We start from the raw sequence: 24,507 nt of genomic DNA, 5'->3' as shown, positions 1-24,507 counted from the left end.
CACGCACGATGAGCAAGACTGCAGAACCCGCGTCCGGTGCCACACCCGAGGCGCGGGCAGCTTGGCTGCGCGCCGAGCTGAACCGCTACGCCCATGAGTATTACGTGCTCGACCAGCCCAGCGTGCCTGACGCTGAATATGACCGGCTCTATCGCGAGCTGGAAGCGCTGGAAGCCGAACATCCCGAGCTGAAGACACCGGACTCTCCCACGCGTCGGGTCGGTGGGGCGGTCCTACCCGAATTTGCAGCGGTCAGGCATGTCATTCCCATGCTGTCGATCCGCACCGAGACCGACACCACCGCCAACGGCGCGCGTGCGTTCGACGCGAGCGTACGCCGCGAGCTGGGCCTTGATGACACCGATTCGCCAGTCGAATATGCCGCCGAGCTGAAGTTCGATGGCCTGGCGATCAACCTGCGCTATGAGCGCGGTTATCTCGTGCAGGCCGCCACACGCGGCGACGGCACCACAGGCGAAGACGTCACGCAGAACATCCGCACAATCCGGCAGATTCCACTGGGGCTGTCGCCGGTTGGCCGCCATGTGCCCGACGTGCTGGAAGTGCGCGGCGAGGTCTACATGCGCCGCGACGACTTCGAAAAGCTCAATGCCCGCCAGCGCGAGCGCGGCGACAAGACGTTCGTCAATCCGCGCAATACCGCGGCCGGTGCCGTCCGCCAGCTCGATCCGAAGATGGCTGCAGAGCGCCCGCTGTCGTTCTTCGCCTATGGCCTGGGCGAGGTGGTCGGCTGGAAGGGCATGCCCGAGACGCATTCCGGCATGCTCGACGCGCTGCAGGCATTTGGCTTTCCGGTCAGCACCGAACGCGCTGCGGTGAAGGGCGGAGACGGGCTGGTCGAATTTCATGAGGCCATCGGCGCCAAGCGCGACAGCTTGCCGTTCGACATCGACGGCGTGGTCTACAAGGTCAATTCGCTCGCATTGCAGCGGGAACTCGGCTTTCGCACGCGTGAGCCGCGCTGGGCGGTTGCACACAAATATCCGGCGCAGGAAGCGCTGACCACTGTCGAATCGATTGGCGTGCAGGTCGGCCGCACGGGCGCCATTACGCCGGTGGCGCGGCTGGTGCCGGTGTTCGTTGGCGGCGTGACGGTCACCAATGCGACGCTGCACAACGAAGATGAGGTGCGCCGCAAGGATGTGCGCGTTGGCGACACCGTCATCGTGCGCCGCGCGGGTGACGTGATCCCTGAGGTGGTAGGCGTGGTGCTCGATCGCCGCCCGATGGACGACGTGCCCGGCAGCGACTTGTTCAATCCGCAGCAACAGCCGAAGTATCCGCCGTTCGAACTGCCGAAGACGTGCCCGGTGTGCGGTTCGCACGTTGTGCGCGAAGAGGGCGAGGCGGTGGCCCGCTGCTCAGGCGGGCTGTTTTGCTCGGCACAGCGTAAAGAGGCGATCCGCCACTTTGCCGGCCGCCGCATGATGGACATCGAAGGCCTGGGCGAGCGTTACATCGACAACCTGGTCGAGCTGGACTATGTACACGGCATCGCCGACCTGTACAAGCTCAAGCTCAAAGACTTCCTGGAGATGAAGCGCCGCGCCGATGAGCGCGATGGCGCGACACCGGAAACCGTCGCCGCTGGCAAGATCGCCACCAAGTGGGCTGAGAATCTCCTGGAAGGCATCCAGGCCAGCAAGACGCCGCCGCTGGCGCGCTTCCTGTTTGCGCTGGGCATTCGCCACGTGGGCGAATCGACCGCCAAGACGCTCGCGGACTGGCTCGGCAGTCTGGCCATCATCCGGCGGGCGCCGGCACCGTTGCTGCTGGCGCTGCCCGACGTGGGTGCCACGGTGGCTGAAGCCATTGCCGATTTCTTTGCCGAACCGAAGAATCAGCAGGCGCTGGATGCGCTGTTGGAAGCCGGCGTCGCTCCGCAAGGCGAGCATGCGCCAAACGCAAAGCTGCGCGAGAAGCTGGAGCCCGCCGAGCTGTACAGCACGCTTGGCGTGCCCAAGCTGACAGCCACGCGTGCCAAGCAATTGGCGGTGGCAGCGCCGACGCTTGCCCGGTTGGCCAGCGTAGAGCCCGATGACTTGGCTGGTCTACCGGCAGATGTGTCCGCGTCGCTGCTCGAATGGCTGGCTTCGCACGACCATCGCACGCAGTTGAAGCAGCTCGACGCGCTGCGCGACGAACTGCTTGCCGCCATGCCGGCTGAAGCCGCCGAAGAAGGCGTGCTGGCCGGCAAGACGGTTGTGTTGACCGGCACATTGCCCAACCTCACGCGCGACGAAGCCAAGGCCATGCTGGAAGCGGCAGGCGCCAAGGTATCCGGTTCGGTGTCGAAGAAAACCGACTACGTTATCGCCGGAGACGAAGCCGGCAGCAAGCTCGCCAAAGCCGAAGAATTGAACGTGAAGGTTCTGGACGAAGCGGGTATGCTCGCGCTGTTAAAAAAACCGGCGGGAGACCAGGCATGATCCGAAACATCCTCAAAATGGGCGACAGCCGGCTGCTGCGTGTGGCCAAGCCGGTCGAGCGTTTTCACACGCCCGAGCTGACGGCCTTGATCGAAGACATGTTCGACACCATGGATGCGGCGCGGGGTGCCGGTCTGGCGGCGCCGCAGATCGGCGTGGATCTGCAAGTCGTCATCTTCGGTTTCGATCGCAACGACCGCTATCCGGATGCGCCGGCCGTGCCCAAGACGGTGTTGATCAACCCCACCATCGAGCCGCTGTCGGACGAGATGGAAGACGGTTGGGAGGGCTGCCTCTCGGTGCCGGGCCTGCGTGGCGTTGTGCCGCGCCACACGCGCCTGCGCTACACCGGCTTCGACCAGCACGGTCACGCCATCGACCGCATAGCCGAGGGCTTCCACGCCCGTGTCGTGCAGCACGAGTGCGATCACCTGCAGGGCGTGCTGTATCCGATGCGCGTGAAGGATTTCACCCGCTTCGGCTTTACCGAAGTGCTGTTCCCGGAATTGCCCGCCAATCACGACGACTGATCGAGACTGCGGGAGCGTCGCACCTGCGGGGGCGGGTGGGCGCGTGTTTCATCCACCACGGAGACGATATGAAGCGCGATGGTTTGAGGGGCTGGCGCCGGCTGGCGCTTGGGGTCGCCATGACGGCGATGCTTGGGTTGGCTGCCTGCGCGGGGCCGCAGGCTCCCGAAACCACGGCGGCCGCACCGGCTGCGCAGAAGCCGCAGGGTCCGGTCTGGCAACGCGTGCATCTGGGCGCGGATGCCGTGGCCTACGACTTCCCGGTCTACGCCAACCATCCGCTCGATGGTGATCTGAGCAGCATCCGCGAAGTCGTATTCGTGCAGCACGGCCTGCAGCGCAACGGAAACGATTACTACACCGCTGGCGCAGATCTGCTCCAGACCAGCGGCCGCAATCCCGACGAGATCCTGCTGATTGCTCCGAACTTTCCCGGTACGCCCGATGAGGGTAAGGGTTTCGACGGCATGCCGGTTTGGTCGGTGGATGGCTGGATCGGCGGCTTCAACGCGACCAACTCACCATACACGGACCTGAGTTCGCTCAAGGTGCTCGATGACCTGATCGGCTACGTGACGGACCCGGCGCGTGCGCCCAACGTCAAGCGCGTCACGGTGGCAGGCCATTCGGGCGGCGGCCAGATTGTGCAACGCTACGCCGTCCTCAACAACGTGGACGAGGCTATCCGCAAGCGCGGCATCGACCTGCGCTATGTGGTCGCCAATCCGTCGTCGTATCTGTATTTCACGCCGGAGCGTCCGCGCGGCAAGGGCTTTGCACGCTACAGCACCAGCGTCTGCCCGGACTATGACCACTACAAGTACGGCATGGTCGATATGGTCCCGTATGCCGCCGGCAAGACCGGCCGGCAGTTGTTCAACCGATATGCGCAGCGCCACGTGACCTACCTGGCCGGCACGAGCGACAACGACCCGAACCATCGCGTACTCGACAAGCTCTGCGGCGCCGAGGCCGAAGGCCCGACGCGCCTCGACCGCGCACGCAACTACTGGCGCTACGAGCACCACATGGCGGGGCGCAAGCGCGTCAATCACCAAGCGCACGAAGTGGTCGGCGTTGGTCACGACCAAGCGAAGATGTTCGGCTCGCGCTGCGGCGCGCAAGCGGTGTTTGGCATGCCCGCATCGGCCAACACCACCGGGGCAGCCTGCCAGGCTCCGCGTCTGTAATCTAGGCGGCAGGGTTAAAAAAACCGGTCAGCGCGCAATGCGTTGACCGGTTTTTTTCTTTAGGCAGAGCCGTCTCAGAACTTCTCGAACGGCCCAAGGAAGCGCCACTGGCCGACCGGCAGGTCGCCCAGCACGATGCTGCCCATGCGGATGCGCTTGAGGCCTACCACCTCCAGTCCCACCTGTTCGCACATGCGGCGGATCTGGCGTTTCTTGCCTTCGCGCAGCACGAAGCGCAACTGCTCTTCGTTCTGCCAGCTCACCTTCGCGGGCTTGAGTTCTTCGCCGTCGAGCGACAGGCCAAAGCGCAGCTTCTCCATCAGCTCTTCCGGGAAGACCTTGGAGATGTCGCGCTCGACCAACCCGTTGGGCGAATCCCATACCACGCGCACCAGGTATTCCTTCTCGACCGTCGAATCCTCGCCGATCAGGTGGCGCGCCACGCGGCCGTCCTGCGTCAACACCAGCAAGCCTGTGGAGTCGATATCCAGTCGGCCGGCTGGCGCCAACGCCCGGCGCTGCCAAGGCGCGAAGCGCTTGCGCGTGGGGTCGCCTTCCCACTGGTTTTCCGGCACGAACAGCGAAACGGCCGGCTGATAGCCGTCTTCTGCCTGGCCCGACACGTAACCGACCGGCTTATGCATCAGCACGGTCACGCGCTCGCCTTGCTCGGATCGCGCCGACTGATGGATCTCGATGATCGCATCCGGTTTGACGCGCGATCCAAGCTCAGTGACCGGCTCGCCGTCCACGAGCACCCAGCCGCGCGGAATCCATTCATCGGCCTCGCGGCGCGAGCATAGACCCAGTTCGGACATGCGCTTGGACAGACGCACCAAGCCGCTCGATTCGCTTTGCTGCGCCTGGCGTGGTGCCTGCTCCTCGGCATGACGCGGAGCGCGTTCCTCGCGCTCGAGCCGTTGCGGACGGGCCGGACGATCTTCAAAGCGGCGCGGCGGACGATCGTTATCAAAACGACGCGGCGGGCGTTGGTCACCATCACGACGCGGTGCGCGTTGATCGTCGCCATAGCGCCGCGGCGGCCGTTGCTCATCGTCGAATCGGCGTGGCGGGCGTTGGTCGTCACCGTACCGGCGCGGCGGACGCTCATCGTCAAAGCGACGCGGAGGACGTTGGTCGCCATCACGACGGGGCGCGCGTTGATCGTCGCCATAGCGTCGCGGGCGTTCGTCATCGAAACGGCGGGGCGGACGTTGCTCATCGTCAAAACGTCGCGGAGGACGTTGATCGCCCTCACGGCGCGGTGCGCGTTGATCGTCGCCATAGCGTCGCGGACGCTCGTCATCGAAACGGCGTGGCGGGCGTTGGTCGTCACCGTATCGGCGCGGCGGACGCTCATCGTCAAAACGTCGCGGAGGACGTTGATCGCCCTCACGGCGCGGTGCGCGTTGATCGTCGCCGTAGCGGCGCGGGCGTTCGTCATCGAAACGACGGGGCGGGCGCTGATCGTCATTGAACCGGCGCGGCGGGCGTTGCTCATCGTCAAAGCGCCGCGGAGGGCGGTCGTTGTCGAATCGACGCGGGGGACGTTCGTCGTCGAATCGGCGAGGCGGCCGATCTTCGAAGCGTCGCGGCGGACGCTCATCGTCAGAGCGACGGGGCGGTCGTTGCTCGTCGCTGAATCGGCGAGGCGGCCGCTCGTCATCAAAGCGTCGCGGTGGGCGATCGCCTTGCGTGCGGCGCGGCTTGGCGTCGCGCGTCTGGCCATCGTCGTCGCGTCGCGGAGGACGTGCGGGGCGCGGCGGCTTACCGGCACCTTCTTCCGGCTTGGGGCGGCGCTGCGACGGGCGCAGGGGCTGGCGCTCGCGGTTCAGGTCAGACGAGCGCAGTGGTTTGCCGGTGGAACGTACGGCATTGCCTTCGTCGTCGCGGCGCACGCCGAGCGTGGCACGCTTGCCCGGGCGGGTGGCGCGCTGAGTCGGGTCGCTGGCGCCGCGCTTGTCGTCGTCGCCGGGAAAATCATCGGAATCGGTAGTCATGAATCTAGACCGGTAAGGCTGGCGCTCAGATGGCGAGCGCATCAAGCAACTCGCTTTCAAGCTCGAGCTGCAGTTTGTTGTCCTGGGTCAGGCGAGTGCCGTCGACCAGGAAGATGTCTTCCACGCGCTCGCCGAGCGTGTTGATGCGCGCGGTGTGCACCGACACGCGACGGTGTGCGAGCACGCGGGCAATCGCGTAGAGCAGACCGGTGCGGTCTGTCGCAGAAATGGAGAGCAGGTAATACTGGCCGCGCTCGTCAGCACGCAGGTCGACACGGGGCTTGATCGGGAAGCTGCGCGACTGCCGCGAGATGCGCCCACGCGGCGGCTCGGGCAGGGCGGTTTCGCGCGAGATCTGCTCGGCCAGTTCGTGTTCGACCAGCGTGATGATGTCGCGGTAATGGCCGGGTTCCACCAGGCCGCTGCTGGGGTCGGCCACCTGGAAGGTGTCGAGCGCGTAGCCGTGTTTGGTGGTGTGGATCTTGGCGTCCAGAATCGTCAGGCTCTTGCGCTCGAAGTAGCCGCAGATGCGTGCGAAAAGATCGGGCCGATCCGGCGAGTAGACCGCCACCTGCAGGCCGACGCCCGCCGGTGAAATGCGTGCGCGCACGATCGGGATCGTCGTGTCGACGCGGTTGTAGAAGTGCCGCGTGAACCAGGCGATGTCGCGCGCGTCGTGGCGCAGAAACACGCCCACGTCGAGCTGTTTCCACAGCGCCTCGTGCGCGGTGTCATCCAGTGCGGCCAGACGCAGTAGGGCGCGCGCTTCTTCCTTGCGGCCTTCGAGTACGGCGTGCGGGTCCGTGGTGGCACCACCGAGCACGCGCAACGTCATGCGATACAGGTCTTCCAGCAGCTTGCCCTTCCAGGCGTTCCACACTTTCGGGCTGGTGCCGCGGATGTCGGCAACGGTCAGCAGATACAACGCGGTCAATCGACGCTCGGTGCCGACCAGATCGGCGAAATGACGGATGACCTCCGGATCGCCCAGGTCCTGCTTCTGCGCGACCTGGCTCATGGTCAGATGGTGTTCGACGAGCCAGACGATCAGGTCGGCGTCTTCCTTGGCGATGCCGTGTTCCTTGCAGAAGCGTCGCGCGTCGGACATGCCGAGCACGGAATGGTCACCGCCGCGTCCCTTCGCAATGTCATGGAAGAGCGCTGCCACGGTCAGCACCCACGGCTTGTCGAAGTTCGCCATCAACTGGCTGCAGAACGGAAACTCGTGCGTGTGCTCGACGATGGCGAAGCGGCGGATATTGCGCACCACCATCAGAATGTGCTGATCGACCGTGTAGACGTGAAACAGGTCGTGCTGCATCTGCCCCACGATGCGGCGGAAGTTGACCAGGTAGCGGCCGAGCACGCTGGTCTGGTTCATCAGGCGCAGAGCGTGTGTGATGCCCTGCGGCTGCTGCAGGATCGACAGGAACAGCGCGCGGTTGGCCGGATCCTTGCGCCATTTGGCGTCCATCAACGTCCGTGCGTTGTACAGCGCGCGCATCGTGCTGGCTGCCAATCCCTTGATGCCGCGCGTCTGCTCGTACAGCAGGAACGTTTCAAGAATTGCCGTCGGTTCGCGCTGGTAGAGATCGGCATCGGCAATTTCGAGCATGCCTTGCCGTTCAACAAAGCGATCGTTGATCTTGCGCGTGATACCCAGCTCGCTCGGGAACAGCTTCGCTTCGATGTTCTGCAGCACCACGGTATTGAGCTGCGTGACGGCCTTGGCGACCCAGTAATAGCGGCGCATGAGCTGTTCGCTGGCGCGCTTTGCGGTGGTCGGACGGTAGCCGAACGACTCGGCCAGTTGCGTCTGCAGGTCGAATACGAGAACGTCCTGGCGACGCCCGGCTAGTAAGTGCAGCCGAGCCCGCACGGTTTTGAGCAGACGTTCATTGCTGGCCAACTCCTGCGCTTCACGGCGCGTGAGCAGGCCGTTGGCAAGCAGCTCATTCCAACTCGAACCGAAACCGGCCGCGCGCGTCATCCACAGAATCACCTGCAGATCGCGCAGGCCGCCTGGGCTTTCCTTGCAGTTCGGTTCAAGCGAGTAGGGCGTGTCCTGGTACTTCGCATGCCGCTGGCGCATTTCCAGCAGTTTCGACTGGAAGAAATCTGCCGCGTCGAGGTGGCCTTGATAGTGCGTCTCGAACGTGCGGTACAGGCCTTCGTCGCCGGTCAGCAGGCGCGCTTCCAGCAACGACGTGCGTACCGTGACGTCCTGTGCGGCTTCATTGATGCATTCGTCGACCGTGCGCACCGACGAGCCGATGTCCAGCCCCATGTCCCAACAGCGGCCGATGAAGGCCTCTAGCCGGGCCTCCAATGCCTTGTCTGCGGTGCCCGGCAGCAACAGGAGGATGTCCACATCGGAATGCGGAAACAGTTCGCCGCGCCCGTAGCCGCCCACTGCAATCAGCGCGCAGTCGGCTGGCATCAGCTCTTCCTGCCAGAGCCGAACCAGCGCACGGTCCACCGCGCGCGCCAGCTTGGTTACGAGTTGCTGAACGTTGGCGTGCTGGTCGAACTGCGCGAACAGGTGTGCGCGCTCAGCTTTCAGGGCGTCGCGCGGATGGGCTTCTTCGGCAGGGGCGGCAGCAGCGGAGGGCATGAGTGGAGCGTGAATGAAACAGCGACCGGAACGAGCCGGTCGCTGCAAGAGTTGAGCCGGTGCGAGGCGAGATCAGCGCGACGGTGCTGCCGCTGACGATGCGGCTCGCCCGCGAGGATCAGGCCGTGGCCGGTGAGCCTTCGTGTACGAATTCCGGTGCCGGCGGCGTCAACGCCGACACGGTCAGCACTTCGTGGCCGGTCTCCGTCACCAGAAGCGTGTGTTCCCACTGCGCCGACAGGCTGCGATCGCGCGTCTTGACGGTCCACTGGTCCGGCATCGTGCGGATATCGCGCTTGCCCGCGTTGATCATCGGTTCGATCGTGAAGATCATGCCGGCCTTCAACTCCATCCCGGTGCCGGGGCGGCCGTAGTGCAGGATCTGCGGATCTTCGTGGAATTTCTTGCCGATGCCGTGGCCGCAATATTCGCGCACCACGCTATATCCTGCGGCTTCAGCATGTTGCTGGATCACGTGGCCGATGTCGCCCAAGCGTGCACCGGGACGCACCGCGGCGATGCCCTTCCACATGCATTCGAATGTCACCTGGGTCAGGCGCTTGGCGAGGATCGACCCTTCACCCACGACGAAGGTGCGGCTGGTGTCGCCGTAATAGCCTTCCTTGGTGATGACGGTGATGTCGAGGTTGACGATGTCACCGCTCTTGAGCACCTTGTCGCCCGGAATGCCGTGGCAAATCACATCGTTGACCGACGTGCAGATCGATGCTGGGAAGGGCGGATAGCCCGGTGGCGCATAGTTCAGCGGCGCCGGCACAGTGCCTTGCACGTCACGCATGTAAGCGTGGCACAGCTCGTTGAGTTTGCCCGTGGTCACGCCGGGAGTTACGAACGGGGTGATGTAGTCCAGAACTTCGGACGCAAGCCGGCAGGCCACGCGCATTTGCGCAATGTCTTCGGCGGTGTGAATGGTAACGGCCATGCTGTGACTCTTTCTGCACGCAAGCGCGCGAAGCGCCGCGTCGTGGCTAAAGTGTGAATTATCGCACCAAAGCGCCCCTGCCGGGGTTTTCGGGCGCTGGGCGCCAGCCTCGGCCCGTTTGCTGCGAATGCTCGGAAGGTCTTGAGTCGATTGGGTTTTTGCCGCTATAATCGCTGGCTAAGCAGTCGCTGGCCGTGTGGTCGGTGGCGCTTGAAATCGCGAGCCGCTTCACCGCGGGTGTCCGTCGTAACGCATGCAACGGATGTCTGAGGCGGCTTCAGACCTAACCCGACTGGAGAATTTCATGTCCGTGACCATGCGCGAAATGCTGGAAGCCGGTGTCCACTTTGGCCACCAGACTCGCTTCTGGAACCCCAAGATGGCCCCCTTCATCTTCGGCCATCGCAACAAGATTCACATCATTAACCTGGAAAAGACGCTGCCGATGTACCAGGACGCACTGAAGTACGTGCGCCAGCTGGCAGCCAACCGGGGCACCATTCTGTTCGTCGGCACGAAGCGTCAATCGCGCGAGATCCTGGCTGAAGAAGCGGCTCGCGCAGGCATGCCGTTCGTCGACAGCCGCTGGCTCGGCGGCATGCTGACCAACTTCAAGACGGTCAAGACCTCGATCAAGCGCCTGAAGGACATGGAAGTCGCCAAGGAAGCCGGCGCGACCGAAACCATGAGCAAGAAGGAAGCACTGATGTTCGAGCGCGAAATGGACAAGCTGGTGAAGTCCATTGGCGGCATCAAGGACATGGGCGGCATTCCGGACGCCATCTTCGTGGTGGACGTTGGCTACCACAAGATTGCCGTGACCGAAGCCGCTAAGCTGGGCATTCCGGTGATCGGCGTGGTTGACACGAACCACTCGCCGGAAGGCATCGACTACGTCATCCCGGGTAACGACGACTCGAGCAAGGCTGTTGCACTGTACGTGCGCGGCGTGGCAGACGCGATCCTGGAAGGCCGCGCCAATGCGGTTCAGGAAGTGGTTGAAGCTGCTCGCGGTGGCGACGACTTCGTCGAAGTCCAAGAAGGCTAAAGACAAGAAGGCGTGCGCCCGCGGCTTGAATGCGCGGGACGTGTGCCAGGCCGCACCTGGTGCAACGCATCGGGGCCGATGGCCAGACAGGGGCGCGTAACAAACGCCCCTTTTTTTTGAAATTTGTCATGCGGATGTCCCACGCGCGTCGTATTTCGTGGGGCGGCCGGATGGAAACCGGACGACAGGCCGGCGCGAGGCGAAGATTCCGCTTGCGACCGGACGACGATCTGAAACAAGGAGCATGAGAATGGCGGCAATTACCGCAAGCATGGTTGCAGAACTGCGCGCGAAGACCGACGCGCCGATGATGGAATGCAAGAAGGCCCTGACCGAAGCCGAAGGCAACCTGGAAAAGGCCGAAGAGATCCTGCGCGTGAAGCTGGGCAACAAGGCCGGCAAGGCTTCGAGCCGCGTCACCGCTGAAGGCGTGGTTGCCGCGTTCGTCGAGGGCACCACGGGCGCCCTGGTCGAAGTGAACTGCGAAACCGACTTCGTCTCGAAGAACGACGATTTCCTGGCCTTCACCAACGATGTTGCCAAGCTGATCGCTCAGAAGAACCCGGCTGACGTGGCTGCCCTGTCGGCGCTGTCGATCGGCGACGAAACCGTTGAGGCCGTGCGTACCCGCCTGATCGGCAAGATCGGCGAGAACATGACGATCCGCCGCTTCCAGCGTTTTGAAGGCACCCAGCTGACTTCGTACCTGCACGGCACTCGCATCGGCGTGATGGTGGCATTCGAAGGCAACGAAGTGGCGGCCAAGGATGCAGCAATGCAGGCTGCCGCCATGAAGCCGGTGTCGCTGTCGGCTGATGACGTGCCGGCCGAGCTGGTTGCCAAGGAGCGCAGCGTTGCTGAACAGAAGGCCGCGGAATCGGGCAAGCCGGCTGAAATCGTTGCCAAGATGGTGGAAGGCAGCGTGCAGAAGTACCTGAAGGAAGTCTCGCTGCTGAACCAGCCGTTCGTGAAGAACGACAAGCAAACCGTTGAGCAAATGCTCAAGGCTGCCAACACGACCGTGAAGGCTTTCACGCTGTACGTGGTGGGCGAGGGCATCGAGAAGAAGCAAGACGACTTCGCTGCTGAAGTGGCTGCCCAGGTGGCCGCTGCCAAGCAACAGGCGTAATGCTGCGACGGCCGTTTTCGATGGTGCGGCGATTCACACCCCGGCGCAGGCCGGGAGGTGTCGTTTCCACCATTGGCGCAGCCGTATAATGCCGAACAAACAGGGCACCGAAAGGTGCCCTGTTTGCAGGTGCAGCCTGCTTGCGCGGGCATCGTCGGGGGTGTTTTCTGACGGCTTCCGCGCAAGAAGGTTGCGGGATGTGCGAAGTCCCCGCTTTGCGCATCGTTGTCATATCCGCAGCGTCATTTCCCTTTTCCTGTTTCCCGTACCAGGAATCGTCACGAGGATCTCCATGCCTGCCTATAAGCGCGTTCTACTCAAACTTTCCGGCGAAGCCCTGATGGGCGACGATGCCTTTGGCATCAACCGCAGCACCATCGAAGGGATGGTTAACGATATCGCCGAAATCGTGAAGCTGGGCGTGCAGGTGGCAGTGGTGATCGGCGGCGGCAACATCTTCCGCGGTGTCGCGGGCGGCGCCGCAGGCATGGACCGTGCCACGGCCGACTATATGGGCATGCTGGCCACCATGATGAACGCCCTGGCCCTGCAAGACGCCATGCGTCATGCCAACCTCGAAGGCCGTGTGCAATCGGCGCTGCGGCTGGACCAAGTGGTCGAGCCGTATATCCGTCCCCGCGCGATCCGCCAGTTGGAAGAAGGGAAGATCGTGATTTTCGCCGCCGGCACCGGCAACCCGTTCTTCACGACCGACACCGCCGCTGCACTGCGCGGCTCGGAAATCGGTGCTGAGATCGTCCTCAAGGCCACCAAGGTGGACGGCGTGTACACCGCCGATCCGAAGAAGGACCCGAGCGCCACCCGCTACACCACCATCACGTTCGACGAAGCCATCTCGCGCAACCTGCAGGTGATGGATGCGACTGCATTTGCGCTGTGCCGAGATCAGAAGCTGCCAATCAAGGTGTTCTCGATCCAGAAACCGGGCGCACTCAAGCGGGTGATCCTGGGTGAAGACGAAGGCACGCTGGTGCACGTCTAAAGCCAGCGGCGAGCCTGCTTGCAGGCACCTTTTTTACCGTTCGCTGACCCTGCGTAAATGGCGTTGGCGAGCGGCTTCCATGTAAAATCGCCTATTGTCTTTTTGGTCTTGCCGGTGCCCTGTGTCGTTTTCCGGGGCGCAAGTTGGCAGGCCGCCGTTATCGTTCGGAGGAAGTATGAGCGTCGCCGATGTCAAAAAGAATGCCGAGCAGAAGATGCAGAAGTCGATCGAGGCTCTCAAGACGGATCTGGCCAAGATCCGTACTGGCCGTGCCCACACCGGTCTGCTCGATCACGTGCAAGTCGACTACTACGGCTCGATGGTGCCGATCAGCCAGGTGGCCAACGTGACCCTGGTGGATGCACGCACGATTGGCGTGCAACCGTGGGAAAAGAAGATGGTGCAAGCCGTCGAGAAGGCCATCCGTGAAGCGGACCTCGGCCTGAACCCCGCAACCATGGGTGACATCATTCGCGTGCCGACTCCCGCACTGACCGAGGAGCGTCGCAAGGAACTGACCAAGGTCGTGAAGGGTGAGGGCGAAGATGCCAAGGTGGCCGTGCGCAACCTGCGTCGCGATGCCAACGAACAGCTCAAGAAGCTGGTGAAGGACAAGGCCATCTCGGAAGACGACGAGCGTCGCGGCGGAGACGACGTTCAGAAGCTGACCGACAAGTTCGTCGCCGAGATCGACAAGCTGGTCGCCGAGAAAGACAAGGAAATCATGACGGTGTAAGGCCGTCTCCCGCCGCCGGCGCATTGGGCGCAGGTGGCGGGAAGCCCGATTCATGCATATTAGTTCCACACTTGCGGTGCCTGACACCGCCGATACGCCGCGCCACGTTGCCGTCATCATGGACGGTAACGGCCGCTGGGCCACCGAACGGCATCTGCCGCGCGTGGCGGGGCATAGTCGCGGCCTCGACGCCGTACGTGCCACTGTTGAAGCTGCTGCGCGACGTGGCGTCGGCTACCTGACGCTGTTTGCCTTCAGCTCCGAAAACTGGCGCCGTCCGGCCGAGGAAGTCACCTTTCTCATGAAGCTGTTCATGACGGCCCTGCGCCGCGAAGTGAGCAAGCTCCATGACAACGGCATCCGCCTGCGCGTGGTGGGCGATTTGTCGGCGTTCAGCCCGCGCATCCAGCTTTTGATTCGCGAAGCTGAGACCAAGACGGCTGCCAACCCCGGTCTGACTGTCACGATCCTCGCCAACTACGGTGGGCGCTGGGACATCCTGCAAGCCATGCGCGCCTTGTTGGCGGCGCAGCCGGGCATTGCACCCGACGCCATCACGGAAGAAATGCTTGCGCCGTACATGGCCCTGTCTTACGCGCCGGAGCCGGATCTGTTTATCCGCACCGGCGGCGAGCAGCGCATCAGCAACTTTCTGCTGTGGCAGCTTGCCTATTCCGAGCTGTACTTCACCGATCGCTACTGGCCCGACTTCGATGCCGCAGAACTCGATCGCGCCTTTGCGTGGTATCGCAACCGCGAGCGCCGCTTCGGCCGTACCAGCGCGCAGCTCGAGCCCGATGTTCCCCCCGCGCTATCCGCCGGAGCCTGACACATGCTGCTGACTCGCGTCATTACCGCTGTCTGCCTGCTGATTGTCATCCTGCCCATTCTGTTCTTCGCGCCGCCCGCCGGCCTGGCCGGGCTCGTGACGGTATTTGCAGCCCTCGCCGCGTGGGAGTGGGGACGTCTCGTGCGCCTGCCCGGCTGGTGGGGGCCGATTCTCTATGCGGTCGTTGTCGTCATGCTGACGATCGCCTGGCACGACATTCCCATTCGCGGTGATGTGCAGCCGTTGTTCCATGGCGCGGTGATCGCATGGGTGATCGCCTGGGCGTTGCTGGCGGGCGGCGTGCGCGAGTTGCATGGCACGCGCAGGGTCGTGTTCACGCTGTTGGGCTTGGTGATGCTGCCCGCGTTCGTGCATGGCGCCATTGAATTACGCACGCATGGCGTCGCCTTTTTGCTTTCGGTGGCATTGCTCGTGTGGGCGGCTGATGTTGGCGCGTATTTTGTCGGCAAGGCCATTGGTCGTCGCAAGCTTGCTCCGACCATCAGTCCGGGCAAATCGTGGGAAGGTGCAATCGGCGGTGCCGTGCTGGTTGCGGTGATCGCCAGCGTGGCCGGCATCACGCATTGGTTTGCACCGACGTGGTTCTCGTACGAGTTGGACCAGCGCGGCGCGGTCACGGCTCTGGCGCTGACCATCTTGCTCGTCGCTGCAAGCATTGGCGGTGATTTGTTTGAATCCCTGCTCAAGCGTCAGGTCGGCATGAAAGACAGCAGCGGCCTGTTGCCCGGCCACGGCGGTGTGCTCGATCGCATCGACGCGCTGCTGCCGGTGTTTCCGCTGGCTGCGCTGCTGATTTCCTGAGGCGTCTGAACATGATGCGTTTGACCGTTCTTGGCGCCACCGGCTCCATTGGCGACAGCACGCTCGACGTGGTGCGCCGTCATCCCGACAAGTACAGCGTTTTTGCACTAACCGCCAACGCGCAGGCCGACAAGCTCGCGGTGCTCTGCCGTGAGTTTCGCCCGAAGATGGCGGTGCTGGGTTCGGTCGCGACGGCGGAGGCATTGCGTGACCAGCTTGGCGCAGATGCTGGCGGCATCGAAATCCGTTCTGGCACCGAGGCCTTGGAAGAGGCTGCCGCCCACCCCGACTGCGATGCTGTGATGGCCGCTATCGTTGGGGCGGCCGGCTTGCGTCCGACGCTTGCCGCCGTGCGCGCCGGCAAGCGCGTGCTACTGGCCAACAAGGAGGCGCTGGTGATGTCCGGCGCGCTCTTCATGGACGCCGTGCGTCAGTATGGCGCCACCGTGCTCCCGATCGACAGCGAGCACAACGCCATCTTCCAATGCTTGCCGCAGCAAGTTCCGCAGTTCGCGCGGGGCGTGTCGCGCATCGTGCTGACGGCATCGGGTGGCCCGTTCCGCACGCGCGCTGTGGAGTCCCTTGCGGATGTCACGCCAGATCAGGCTTGCGCGCATCCGAACTGGGTCATGGGACGCAAGATCTCCGTCGACTCCGCCACCATGATGAACAAGGGGCTGGAGGTGATCGAGGCCCACTGGCTGTTCGGCGTGCCTGTCGAGCATCTCGAAGTCCTGATCCACCCGCAGAGTGTCATCCATTCGATGGTTGGCTACGACGATGGCTCGGTGCTGGCGCAGCTCGGCAACCCGGACATGCGCACGCCGATTGCCTACGGCTTGGCATATCCCGAACGCATCGACGCCGGTGTTCCGCTGCTCGATCTTGTCACCACGGGCGCGCTGACGTTCGAGGCGCCGGACCTGCGGCGTTTCCCTTGCTTGGCGCTGGCCTTTGACGCACTGCGCGCCGGTGGTACGGCACCTGCTGCACTGAACGCGGCCAACGAGGTGGCTGTCGAAGCATTTTTGCAGCGCCGCATCCGGTTCACCGAGATTGCAGCCGTGGTGGGCGACACGCTCTCCCGTACCTCCATCGTGCCCGCCGACTCGCTCGACACTGTTTTTGAAGCCGACGCCCAAGCGCGTCTGCAGGCTGAACGCTATATCGCGACCGTATGCGCGCAACTGCCGGCCGCGTGAAAGCGCGCTGTCAGAGCAAGCGAGTAACATAGCGGCTTCGCGCGGCGCAGCCCCGCGCCTGCCCTTCAGTGCATCCGGAGAAGGTTTTGCAGACCGTTTTAGCGTTTGTCTTTGCGATCGCGGTACTGATCGTCATTCACGAATTGGGCCACTACAGCGTCGCGCGCCTGTGCGGCGTGAAGGTGCTCCGGTTTTCCGTTGGCTTCGGCAAGGTGCTGTTCCGCCATGTGGGCCGCGGCCCTGACCGCACCGAATGGGCGATCTGCGCCATTCCGCTGGGCGGCTACGTCAAGATGCTGGGCGAGGGATCGCGAGACCCCGAGAAAGACCCGCCCATCTTCCCCGAAGACCTCCCGCGCACCTTCGATCAACAGCCGGTCTACAAGCGGTTTGCCATCGTGGCTGCTGGCCCGATCGCCAATTTCCTGCTCGCGATTGCGCTCTATGCAGTGCTGGCATGGGTCGGCGCAATCGAGCCGTTGCCTATCCTCGGCGCTCCGCCACCTGGCAGCATTGCCGCCCAGGCCGACCTGCATGCCAGGGACCGCGTGATCGCAATCGGCACGGACGATGAAACACCTGCGCCCGTGCGCAGCTGGAGCGATGTCCGCATGCGGTTGTATTCGGCCGGCATCGCGGGGCGCGACGCGCTTGTACAAGTGCGCGGCACCGATGGTGCCGAGCGCACCGTCCGTCTGCACGGCTTGCCGAGCGCGGCCCGTACGCCGCAGGCAGACGTGATTGACCAGATCGGTTTGCGCCTGCTGGGCGGTCCCGTCACCATTGTCGACGTGCTTCCTGCCAGTGCCGCGGCACGCGCCGGGTTGAAAGCCGGCGATCAGATCGTTCGCTTCGCGGGCCAGCCCGCCGATCAGGCGATGGACCTCATCCGCCAGATCCGCGCCATGCCTGAGCAAAACGCGTCGATCGATATTCTGCGCAACGATCAGCCCATGACGTTGCCCGTTCGCCCAGATGCCGACGCCGATCCCAAGAACCCCGCGGGGCCGAAGATCGGCAAGCTCGGCGCGCAGCTCAACCAGAAGGTGGAAACGGCGATGATCCGAGACGAGCCGGTTGCCGCCTTGGGTCACGCCGTGGGCGAGGTCTGGCGGACTTCGGTGCTGTCGCTGCAGGTCCTGGGCAAGATGATCGTCGGTCAGGCATCGCTGCAGAACCTGAGCGGACCGATCACGGTGGCGGACTTTGCCGGCAAGGCGGCAAGCCTTGGCTGGCAGACGTTTGTGAGCTTTCTCGCGTTGATCAGCGTCAGCCTCGGCGTGCTGAACTTATTGCCCGTTCCGGTATTGGATGGGGGGCATTTGCTGTATTATTGCGTGGAATTTTTGACTGGCCGACCCGTGCCGGAATCCTGGCAAGCAGTCCTTCAGAAGATCGGCGTCGCCTGCATCCTGCTTCTCACTTCGCTCGCCCTGTACAACGATTTGAGTCGGTTGTTTCTGACTCGTGGCTAGACCGTATTCAAACTGGGTCGGTTAGCTGCATCGTTGCCACCGGCGTGAGCGGGCAACTCAGGGTTTTGAAAACACTCAGAAGTGGATTCCGATTGAATCCAACTAGGGGATTAGATTGATCAGACAACATCGCTTCCCGCTCAGCGTGCTGGCGGCTTCCGTGCTGACCGTTACTGCCGGTCAGGCTCATGCAGTGGAGCCGTTCGTCGTCAAGGACATTCGCGTGGAGGGGGTGCAGCGCGTCGAGCCGGGCACCGTGTTCGGCTATCTGCCTGTGAAGGTGGGTGAGACCTTCACCGACGAGAAGGGCGCGGAATCGATTCGCGCGCTCTACAACACCGGCTTCTTCAAGGACGTTCAGATCCGCTCCGAAGGCAATGTGCTGGTGGTGCGCGTGGAAGAGCGTCCGGCGATCTCGCAGCTTGAGTTCATCGGCTTCAAAGAGTTCGACAAGGAAGCGCTGCGCCGCACGCTGCGCGGCGTGGGTGTGGCTGAGGCCCGTTACTACGACAAGTCTCTCATCGACCGTGCCGAGCAGGAAATCAAGCGCCAGTATGTTTCGCGCGGCTACTACGCTGCCGAGGTGACGACCACCGTTACGCCGGTCGATGCCAACCGTGTGTCGATCACGTTCACGGTGGACGAAGGTCCGACCGCCAAGATTCGCCAGATCAATATCGTCGGCAACAAGGCCTTCAAGGAAGGCGACCTGCGCGACGAGATGCAACTGTCCACGCCGAACTGGCTGTCGTGGTACACCAAGAACGATCTGTACTCCAAGCAGAAGCTCACGGCTGACCTGGAAGCGCTGCGCTCGTTCTATCTGGATCGTGGCTACCTGGAATTCGCCATCGAGTCGACCCAGGTATCGATCACGCCCGACAAGAAGGATATTTACCTGACGCTGAACATCCACGAGGGTGAGCAGTACAAGGTATCGGACATCAAGCTGACCGGCGAGCTGCTGGGCAAGCAGGCCGAGATGGAGAAGCTCATCAAGCTCAAGCAGGGCGATGTCTTCTCTTCGGCCAAGCTGTCGTCGACGACCAAGTCGATTACCGATTTGCTTGGCACGTACGGTTACGCTTTCGCCACCATCAATCCGCAGCCGCAGATCAACCAGAAGGACCGCACGGTTGCGCTCACGTTGGTGGTCGATCCGGGCCGCCGCGTGTATGTGCGTCGCGTGAACGTTGTCGGCAACAGCAAGACCCGCGACGAAGTCGTGCGCCGCGAAATGCGCCAGATGGAAGCCTCGTGGTTCGATGGCGAGAAGCTGCAGCTTTCGCAGAACCGCGTGAACCGTACGGGTTACTTCACCGATGCGAACATCACGACGGAAGACGTGCCCGGTACGACCGACCAGGTCGATGTGAACGTCAACGTGACCGAAAAGCCGACCGGCCAGATCAACCTGGGCGTGGGCTTCTCGTCGACCGACAAGCTGGTGCTGTCGGCGGGTATCCGTCAGGACAACGTGTTCGGCTCCGGCACGAGCCTTGGCCTGGATGTGAACACGTCCAAGTCGAACCGCACCATTGCTGTGACGCAGTTCGATCCGTACTTCACGGTGGATGGCATCAGTCGTTCAACCGAGCTGTACTACCGCACGTACCGCCCGCTGTACTACACGGGTGACCAAGACTATCGTGTCGTGCAACAGGGTGGCAACGTCAAGTTTGGCGTGCCGTTCTCGGAAACCGATACCGTCTTCTTCGGCATTGGCTACGAGCGCACGACTATCGACGTGACAACCAACACGCCGCTGGCCTACCAGAACTACGTCGCGAAGAACGGCCGTATCACCAACAACTTTCCGATCACCATTGGCTGGTCGAAGGATCAGCGTGACAGTGCGCTGGTGCCGACGCGTGGCCGCTATCAGCAGGCCAACCTGGAGTTCGGTATTCCGGGCGGCGATCTGCAGTACTTCCGCGCGTACTATCAGCACCAGTATTTCTACCCGCTGTCGAAGTCGTTCACGATGGCGTTCAACAACGAAATCGGGTACGGCCACGGTTACGGCGGCAAGGACTTCCCGGTGTTCAAGAACTACTACGCCGGCGGTATTGGCTCGGTGCGCGGTTACGAAACCAGCACGCTGGGCCCGCGCGACGCCAACGGCGTGGCCATCGGTGGCGCCAGCAAGTTCGTCGGCAACGTGGAATTCATTTTCCCGCTGCCGGGTTCGGGCGTGGACCGCACCGTCCGCCTGTTCACGTTCTTTGACTACGGTAACGTGTTCGCCGAAGGTCAGCCATACAAGCTGGGCGACATGCGCTACTCGACTGGTTTCGGTCTGTCGTGGCTGTCGCCGATCGGTCCGCTCAAGATCAGCATGGGCTTCCCGATCAAGCGCAAGACCGAAGATCAAACGCAACGCTTCCAGTTCCAGATTGGGACTGCATTCTAATGACTGCATTCATCATGAAATCCACGCGCATCACGTTGTCCCGCATGGGCGCGTCCGCTGCTTTCGCCGCACTTGCCGCAGCCAGCTTTGCGCTGCCGGCCACGGCGCAGGAAGCGCGCATCGCAGCCGTCAATTCGGAGCGCATCCTGCGCGACTCGCAGCCTGCCAAGGCCGCCCAGGCCAAGCTGGAAACCGAGTTCGCCAAGCGCGACCGCGAGCTGCAGGACATGGCCGCCAAGCTCAAGGGCATGTCGGACAAGCTGGACAAGGATTCGGCCGTGCTGGCCGATTCCGATCGCACCCGCCGTCAGCGTGAACTGTCGGACCTGGATCGCGACTTCCAGCGCAAGCAGCGCGAATTCCGTGAAGACCTGAACCAACGCCGCAACGAAGAGCTGGCCCAGGTGCTCGAGCGCGCCAACCGTGTGATCCGTTCGATTGCAGAGCAGCGCAAGTACGACCTGATCGTGCAGGAAGCCGTGTACGTGAACCCGCGCATCGACATCACGGACGAAGTGCTCAAGTCGCTGAATTCGCAATCGGCCAAATGAGGTTGTTCGCATGTCGTTTTCGCTTGGTGAACTTGCTGCGTCGCTCGGCGCGACCGTCCAGGGTGACGCAGGCCTGATCGTCAAGTCGATCGCGCCGCTGGATCAAGCGGGCGCCGATCAGCTCGCTTTTCTCTCCAATCCGCTGTACCTCAATCAGGCTGTGAGTTCCGGTGCGGGGGCGATCATCGTGTCGCCCCGCGATCTGGAAACGCTCGAAAGCCAAGGCCACGCTGCTGGCCGGAACTGGCTCATCGCTGCCAACCCGTATGCTGCGTTTGCTCGTGTCGCCCAGCGCTTTGTTGCGCTGGCGGCGCGCCCCGTTGTGCCTGGCATTCACCGGACTGCCAGCGTGGAAGAGGGCGCCACGGTGCCAGCGTCGTGCTCCATTGGCCCGAACGTAACCATCGAAGCTGGCGCGGTGCTCGGCGAGCGTGTGCGCATCGTGGGCAACAGTTTCGTTGGCGCCGGTGCCCGCATTGGCGATGACACGCTGCTCTACGCGAACGTTTCGATTTACCACGGCTGCGTGGTCGGTGCGCGCTGCATTGTGCATAGCGGCGTCGTGATCGGCGCGGATGGCTTCGGCTTTGCACCCGACTTCGGTCCGCAGGGCGGCGAATGGGTGAAGATTCCGCAGATCGGCCGGGCCGTGATTGGCGACGACGTAGAGATCGGCGCGAACACTGCCATCGACCGAGGTGCGATGGCCGATACGGTGGTCGAGCAGGGCTGCAAGATCGACAACCAGGTGCAGATCGCCCACAACGTGCATGTGGGCGCCTATACCGTTATCGCCGGCTGCGCTGCCATTTCGGGCAGCACAAAGATCGGGCGCTACTGCATCATCGGCGGGGCCGCCAATTTTGCCGGCCATCTGACGATCGCGGACCGCGTGACCGTCTCGGGCGGCACCTCCATTACCAAATCCATCACCAAGCCCGGTGGCCATTTCACCAGCGTTTTCCCATTCATGCCGCACGGCGACTGGGAGCGTAACGCAGCCATCGTCCGAGGCCTGACGCGCATGCGCGAACGGTTGCAACAACTGGAACAGCGGGTCAAAGACCTGCAGCAACAATCATGACCGAAGCAACGAATGCGACGAGCGCGACCCCCAGCGTCGTCTGCGATTTCAACATCAAGAAGATTCTCGACCTGCTGCCGCATCGCTACCCGATGCTGCTGGTTGACCGCGTGATTTCGCTGGAGCCGCGCAAGTCGATTACGGCCATCAAGAACGTGACGTTCAACGAGCCGTTCTTCAACGGGCACTTCCCTGGCCATCCGGTGATGCCGGGCGTGTTGATGCTCGAGGCGCTCGCGCAAACCGCAGCGCTGCTGACTTTCGGCGAGGCGGACCACGAGCGCAAGGAAAACCAGCTCTACCTGTTCGTGAGCATCGATGGTGCACGCTTCAAGCGGCAGGTGATCCCGGGCGACCAGCTTGTGATGACGGCTGAGCTGCTGCGCTCGAAGAGCGGTATGTGGAAGTTCAAGGTGTACGGCAAGGTTGACGGCGAAGTCGCCGTGGAAGCCGAAATCATGTGTGCCGTGCGCGAAGACAAGTCCAAGGGCGAGGCATGACGCAAGCACAGAAGATCCACCCGACCGCGCAGATTGATCCGAAGGCCGAACTCGATTCGAGCGTCGAGATCGGCGCGTTTACGGTCGTGGGCCCGAACGTGCGCATGGGTGCGGGCACGCGCGTCGGCCACCACACGGTGGTCGAGGGCTACACGACGCTGGGTCGCGACAACAGCATCGGCCACTTTGCATCGGTGGGCGGCCGCCCGCAGGATATGAAGTATCGCGACGAGCCGACGCAACTGATCGTCGGCGATCGCAATACCATCCGCGAATTCACCACGATCCATACCGGCACTGCGCAGGATGCCGGTATCACGTCCATCGGCGACGATAACTGGATCATGGCCTACGTGCATATCGCGCACGATTGCCGCGTGGGCAACCACACGGTGTTCTCGAGCAACGCGCAGATCGCGGGTCACGTGGAAGTCGGTGACTGGGCGATTCTCGGCGGCATGTCGGGCGTGCACCAGTTCGTGCGTATCGGCGCGCATGCCATGCTCGGTGGCGCATCGGCGCTAGTGCAGGATGTGCCGCCGTTCGTGATTGCTGCAAGCGACAAGGGCGGCAACAAGGCCGCACCGCACGGCATCAACGTGGAAGGCTTGCGCCGCCGTGGCTTTACCGCGGAGCAGATCACTGGTCTGCGCCAAGCGTACAAGCTGCTTTACAAGAGCGATCTGAGTTTTGATCAGGCCAAGGCGGAAATCGCCGCCCAGATCGCTCAGACGGATGACGCCCCCACGCGCGAGGTGTTGACCGCGTTTGCTGATTTCATCGCCGCTACCAAGCGCGGCATCGTGCGTTGAGCGAGTCGCTTCAGAACACCGCGCCGGTGCGCCGCATCGGCATGGTGGCCGGCGAGGCTTCCGGCGATTTGTTGGCCTCGCTGCTGCTCAAGGGGTTGCACGCACAACTGCCCGCCGATATCGCCTACAACGGAATCGGCGGGACCCGCATGACGGAGCAGGGTTTCCAGTCGAACTGGCCGATGCACAAGCTGTCGGTCAACGGCTACGTGGAAGTGCTCGGCCAGCTGCGCGAGATTCTCACGATCCGCAAGGAACTCAAGCAAGACCTGCTGGAGAGGCCGCCGCTGGCCTTCATCGGCGTCGATGCGCCGGACTTCAATTTCAACGTCGAGATCGCCATGCGGCAGGCGGGTGTGCCGGTGGTGCATTTCGTGAGTCCGTCGATCTGGGCGTGGCGTGCCGGCCGTATCAAGACGATCGCCCGCGCGGTCGACCATATCCTCTGCTTGTTCCCGTTCGAGCCCGAGATTTACGCCAAGGCCGGCATTCCGGCCACGTACGTCGGGCATCCGCTTGCGGATGAGATTCCGCTGGAGCCGGACGTAGAAGGCGCACGTACGCGCCTCGGCCTGCCGTTGGGCCGTAAAGTCGTTGCAGTGCTGCCGGGCAGCCGCAATTCCGAAGTGAAGCATCTCGGGCCGACGCTGTTTGCGGCGATGTCGCGTATGCAGGCGGTCGAACCGGATCTGGCTTTTGTGCTGCCCGCGGCCAATGCGACGCTGCGCGAGCGTATCGATGCGATGTGCGCCGAGCACCCAGGACTGCATCTGTGGGTCGTTGATGGCCAGTCGCACGCAGCCATGGAAGCGGCTGACGTCATCCTGCTGGCCAGCGGTACGGCCACGCTGGAAGCGGCGTTGTACAAGAAGCCGATGGTCATCACGTACAAGGTGCCCTGGCTGACGGCGCAGATCATGAAGCGCAAGGGTTATCTGCCGTACGTGGGGCTGCCGAACATCCTGTCCGGCCGCTTTGTCGTACCGGAATTGCTGCAGGATGACGCAACGCCCGAGGCACTCGCGCGTGAAACGTTGCTGCAGTTGAGCGACCATGGCAACGCGACGTTCCTGCGGGAACACTTCACGCAGATGCACCTCACGCTCAAGCAGAACATGGCGGAGATCGGCGCGAAAGTCGTGGTCGATCTGCTGCGCAGTCGCGGTAAGCTTTGAG

The 24,507-nt window shown here is 63.1% G+C and carries 20 protein-coding genes; 17 read left to right on the top strand and 3 right to left on the bottom strand.

What is annotated here, in order from left to right; translation table 11 throughout:
- Window positions 1–8: 8 nt before the first annotated feature.
- The 3 genes from ligA (at window position 9) to BM136_RS04340 (ending at window position 4,170) form a co-directional block, all read left to right on the top strand.
- Window positions 9–2,450: an NAD-dependent DNA ligase LigA gene (gene ligA, locus BM136_RS04350; RefSeq protein ID WP_092970566.1), complete on the top strand. Its 2,442-nt coding sequence runs from the start codon at window positions 9–11 to the stop codon at window positions 2,448–2,450.
- Window positions 2,447–2,980: a peptide deformylase gene (def, locus tag BM136_RS04345; RefSeq protein ID WP_024975800.1), complete on the top strand. Its 534-nt coding sequence runs from the start codon at window positions 2,447–2,449 to the stop codon at window positions 2,978–2,980. Before ligA ends, def begins: the two co-directional genes overlap by 4 nt.
- Window positions 2,981–3,048: 68 nt before the next feature.
- Window positions 3,049–4,170, top strand: coding sequence for a hypothetical protein (locus BM136_RS04340; protein ID WP_092970564.1), 1,122 nt, complete (start codon window positions 3,049–3,051; stop codon window positions 4,168–4,170).
- A 74-nt stretch (window positions 4,171–4,244) separates the two neighbouring features.
- Here BM136_RS04340 and BM136_RS04335 read toward each other — a convergent pair whose 3' ends face one another.
- From BM136_RS04335 to map, 3 genes are all read right to left on the bottom strand, one after another.
- On the bottom strand, window positions 4,245–6,212 hold the full coding sequence (locus BM136_RS04335; protein ID WP_092970562.1) for a pseudouridine synthase: 1,968 nt from the start codon (window positions 6,210–6,212) through the stop codon (window positions 4,245–4,247).
- Window positions 6,196–8,784, bottom strand: a complete 2,589-nt coding sequence (locus tag BM136_RS04330) for a [protein-PII] uridylyltransferase (RefSeq protein ID WP_092970560.1) — start codon at window positions 8,782–8,784, stop codon at window positions 6,196–6,198. The genes BM136_RS04335 and BM136_RS04330 overlap by 17 nt, the downstream gene beginning before the upstream one ends.
- 118 nt (window positions 8,785–8,902) lie before the next feature.
- Complete coding sequence (gene map / locus BM136_RS04325) at window positions 8,903–9,727, bottom strand: type I methionyl aminopeptidase (RefSeq protein ID WP_092970558.1); 825 nt, start codon at window positions 9,725–9,727, stop codon at window positions 8,903–8,905.
- A gap of 304 nt (window positions 9,728–10,031) precedes the next feature.
- On the opposite strand from map, the gene rpsB reads away from it, so the two are divergent.
- The 14 genes from rpsB to lpxB all read left to right on the top strand — a co-directional run bounded on the left by rpsB (window position 10,032) and on the right by lpxB (window position 24,506).
- The gene (gene rpsB / locus BM136_RS04320; RefSeq protein WP_004626667.1) at window positions 10,032–10,775 is read left to right on the top strand and encodes a 30S ribosomal protein S2; all 744 of its coding nucleotides are present in this window, start codon (window positions 10,032–10,034) and stop codon (window positions 10,773–10,775) included.
- Window positions 10,776–11,025: 250 nt separating this feature from the next.
- Window positions 11,026–11,904 carry a translation elongation factor Ts gene (gene tsf, locus BM136_RS04315; RefSeq protein WP_024975795.1) on the top strand — a complete coding sequence of 293 codons (879 nt, stop codon included), beginning with the start codon at window positions 11,026–11,028 and terminating at the stop codon, window positions 11,902–11,904.
- Window positions 11,905–12,196: 292 nt separating this feature from the next.
- Window positions 12,197–12,907 carry a UMP kinase gene (gene pyrH, locus BM136_RS04310; RefSeq protein WP_009238238.1) on the top strand — a complete coding sequence of 237 codons (711 nt, stop codon included), beginning with the start codon at window positions 12,197–12,199 and terminating at the stop codon, window positions 12,905–12,907.
- 175 nt (window positions 12,908–13,082) lie between these two features.
- The gene (frr, locus tag BM136_RS04305; protein ID WP_092970556.1) at window positions 13,083–13,643 is read left to right on the top strand and encodes a ribosome recycling factor; all 561 of its coding nucleotides are present in this window, start codon (window positions 13,083–13,085) and stop codon (window positions 13,641–13,643) included.
- A 52-nt stretch (window positions 13,644–13,695) separates the two neighbouring features.
- Window positions 13,696–14,472 (top strand): polyprenyl diphosphate synthase, encoded by a 777-nt coding sequence (gene uppS / locus BM136_RS04300; RefSeq protein WP_092970554.1) that lies wholly within the window; start codon window positions 13,696–13,698, stop codon window positions 14,470–14,472.
- A 3-nt stretch (window positions 14,473–14,475) separates the two neighbouring features.
- Window positions 14,476–15,294: a phosphatidate cytidylyltransferase gene (locus BM136_RS04295; RefSeq protein ID WP_092970552.1), complete on the top strand. Its 819-nt coding sequence runs from the start codon at window positions 14,476–14,478 to the stop codon at window positions 15,292–15,294.
- Between the two features lie 11 nt (window positions 15,295–15,305).
- Window positions 15,306–16,496 (top strand): 1-deoxy-D-xylulose-5-phosphate reductoisomerase, encoded by a 1,191-nt coding sequence (gene ispC, locus BM136_RS04290; protein ID WP_092970550.1) that lies wholly within the window; start codon window positions 15,306–15,308, stop codon window positions 16,494–16,496.
- An 86-nt stretch (window positions 16,497–16,582) separates the two neighbouring features.
- Window positions 16,583–17,971: an RIP metalloprotease RseP gene (gene rseP, locus BM136_RS04285; protein WP_092970548.1), complete on the top strand. Its 1,389-nt coding sequence runs from the start codon at window positions 16,583–16,585 to the stop codon at window positions 17,969–17,971.
- Between the two features lie 145 nt (window positions 17,972–18,116).
- A complete protein-coding gene (bamA, locus tag BM136_RS04280) occupies window positions 18,117–20,384 on the top strand; it encodes an outer membrane protein assembly factor BamA (protein ID WP_368073437.1) in 2,268 nt (755 codons plus the stop codon).
- Entirely contained in the window at window positions 20,384–20,935 is a 552-nt protein-coding gene (locus tag BM136_RS04275) for an OmpH/Skp family outer membrane protein (protein ID WP_092970546.1), read from the top strand. Before bamA ends, BM136_RS04275 begins: the two co-directional genes overlap by 1 nt.
- Before the next feature lie 10 nt (window positions 20,936–20,945).
- Window positions 20,946–22,019, top strand: coding sequence for a UDP-3-O-(3-hydroxymyristoyl)glucosamine N-acyltransferase (gene lpxD, locus BM136_RS04270; protein ID WP_092970544.1), 1,074 nt, complete (start codon window positions 20,946–20,948; stop codon window positions 22,017–22,019).
- Window positions 22,016–22,519 carry a 3-hydroxyacyl-ACP dehydratase FabZ gene (fabZ, locus tag BM136_RS04265; RefSeq protein ID WP_092970542.1) on the top strand — a complete coding sequence of 168 codons (504 nt, stop codon included), beginning with the start codon at window positions 22,016–22,018 and terminating at the stop codon, window positions 22,517–22,519. The genes lpxD and fabZ overlap by 4 nt, the downstream gene beginning before the upstream one ends.
- A complete protein-coding gene (lpxA, locus tag BM136_RS04260) occupies window positions 22,516–23,331 on the top strand; it encodes an acyl-ACP--UDP-N-acetylglucosamine O-acyltransferase (protein WP_012761904.1) in 816 nt (271 codons plus the stop codon). The genes fabZ and lpxA overlap by 4 nt, the downstream gene beginning before the upstream one ends.
- Before the next feature lie 41 nt (window positions 23,332–23,372).
- Window positions 23,373–24,506 carry a lipid-A-disaccharide synthase gene (gene lpxB / locus BM136_RS04255; protein ID WP_092970751.1) on the top strand — a complete coding sequence of 378 codons (1,134 nt, stop codon included), beginning with the start codon at window positions 23,373–23,375 and terminating at the stop codon, window positions 24,504–24,506.
- The last annotated feature ends 1 nt before the right edge of the window (window position 24,507 follow it).

This window comes from Ralstonia sp. NFACC01 (assembly GCF_900115545.1).
GTDB classification, from domain to species: domain Bacteria; phylum Pseudomonadota; class Gammaproteobacteria; order Burkholderiales; family Burkholderiaceae; genus Ralstonia; species Ralstonia mojiangensis.
Note: the sequence above shows the minus strand (reverse complement) of the source record. Positions and strands in the feature narration are given on the sequence as shown.

Excerpts from the sequence above, each read along its gene's own strand:
- pyrH (WP_009238238.1), top strand. The coding sequence starts at position 12,197 with ATGCCTGCCTATAAGCGCGTTCTACTCAAACTTTCCGGCGAAGCCCTG.
- BM136_RS04295 (WP_092970552.1), top strand. The coding sequence starts at position 14,476 with ATGCTGCTGACTCGCGTCATTACCGCTGTCTGCCTGCTGATTGTCATC.
- tsf (WP_024975795.1), top strand. The coding sequence starts at position 11,026 with ATGGCGGCAATTACCGCAAGCATGGTTGCAGAACTGCGCGCGAAGACC.
- lpxA (WP_012761904.1), top strand. The coding sequence starts at position 22,516 with ATGACGCAAGCACAGAAGATCCACCCGACCGCGCAGATTGATCCGAAG.
- BM136_RS04330 (WP_092970560.1), bottom strand. The coding sequence starts at position 8,784 with ATGCCCTCCGCTGCTGCCGCCCCTGCCGAAGAAGCCCATCCGCGCGAC.
- rpsB (WP_004626667.1), top strand. The coding sequence starts at position 10,032 with ATGTCCGTGACCATGCGCGAAATGCTGGAAGCCGGTGTCCACTTTGGC.
- lpxB (WP_092970751.1), top strand. The coding sequence starts at position 23,373 with ATGGTGGCCGGCGAGGCTTCCGGCGATTTGTTGGCCTCGCTGCTGCTC.
- map (WP_092970558.1), bottom strand. The coding sequence starts at position 9,727 with ATGGCCGTTACCATTCACACCGCCGAAGACATTGCGCAAATGCGCGTG.
- fabZ (WP_092970542.1), top strand. The coding sequence starts at position 22,016 with ATGACCGAAGCAACGAATGCGACGAGCGCGACCCCCAGCGTCGTCTGC.
- BM136_RS04340 (WP_092970564.1), top strand. The coding sequence starts at position 3,049 with ATGAAGCGCGATGGTTTGAGGGGCTGGCGCCGGCTGGCGCTTGGGGTC.
- ligA (WP_092970566.1), top strand. The coding sequence starts at position 9 with ATGAGCAAGACTGCAGAACCCGCGTCCGGTGCCACACCCGAGGCGCGG.
- frr (WP_092970556.1), top strand. The coding sequence starts at position 13,083 with ATGAGCGTCGCCGATGTCAAAAAGAATGCCGAGCAGAAGATGCAGAAG.
- ispC (WP_092970550.1), top strand. The coding sequence starts at position 15,306 with ATGATGCGTTTGACCGTTCTTGGCGCCACCGGCTCCATTGGCGACAGC.
- BM136_RS04335 (WP_092970562.1), bottom strand. The coding sequence starts at position 6,212 with ATGCGCTCGCCATCTGAGCGCCAGCCTTACCGGTCTAGATTCATGACT.
- lpxD (WP_092970544.1), top strand. The coding sequence starts at position 20,946 with ATGTCGTTTTCGCTTGGTGAACTTGCTGCGTCGCTCGGCGCGACCGTC.
- def (WP_024975800.1), top strand. The coding sequence starts at position 2,447 with ATGATCCGAAACATCCTCAAAATGGGCGACAGCCGGCTGCTGCGTGTG.
- BM136_RS04275 (WP_092970546.1), top strand. The coding sequence starts at position 20,384 with ATGACTGCATTCATCATGAAATCCACGCGCATCACGTTGTCCCGCATG.
- uppS (WP_092970554.1), top strand. The coding sequence starts at position 13,696 with ATGCATATTAGTTCCACACTTGCGGTGCCTGACACCGCCGATACGCCG.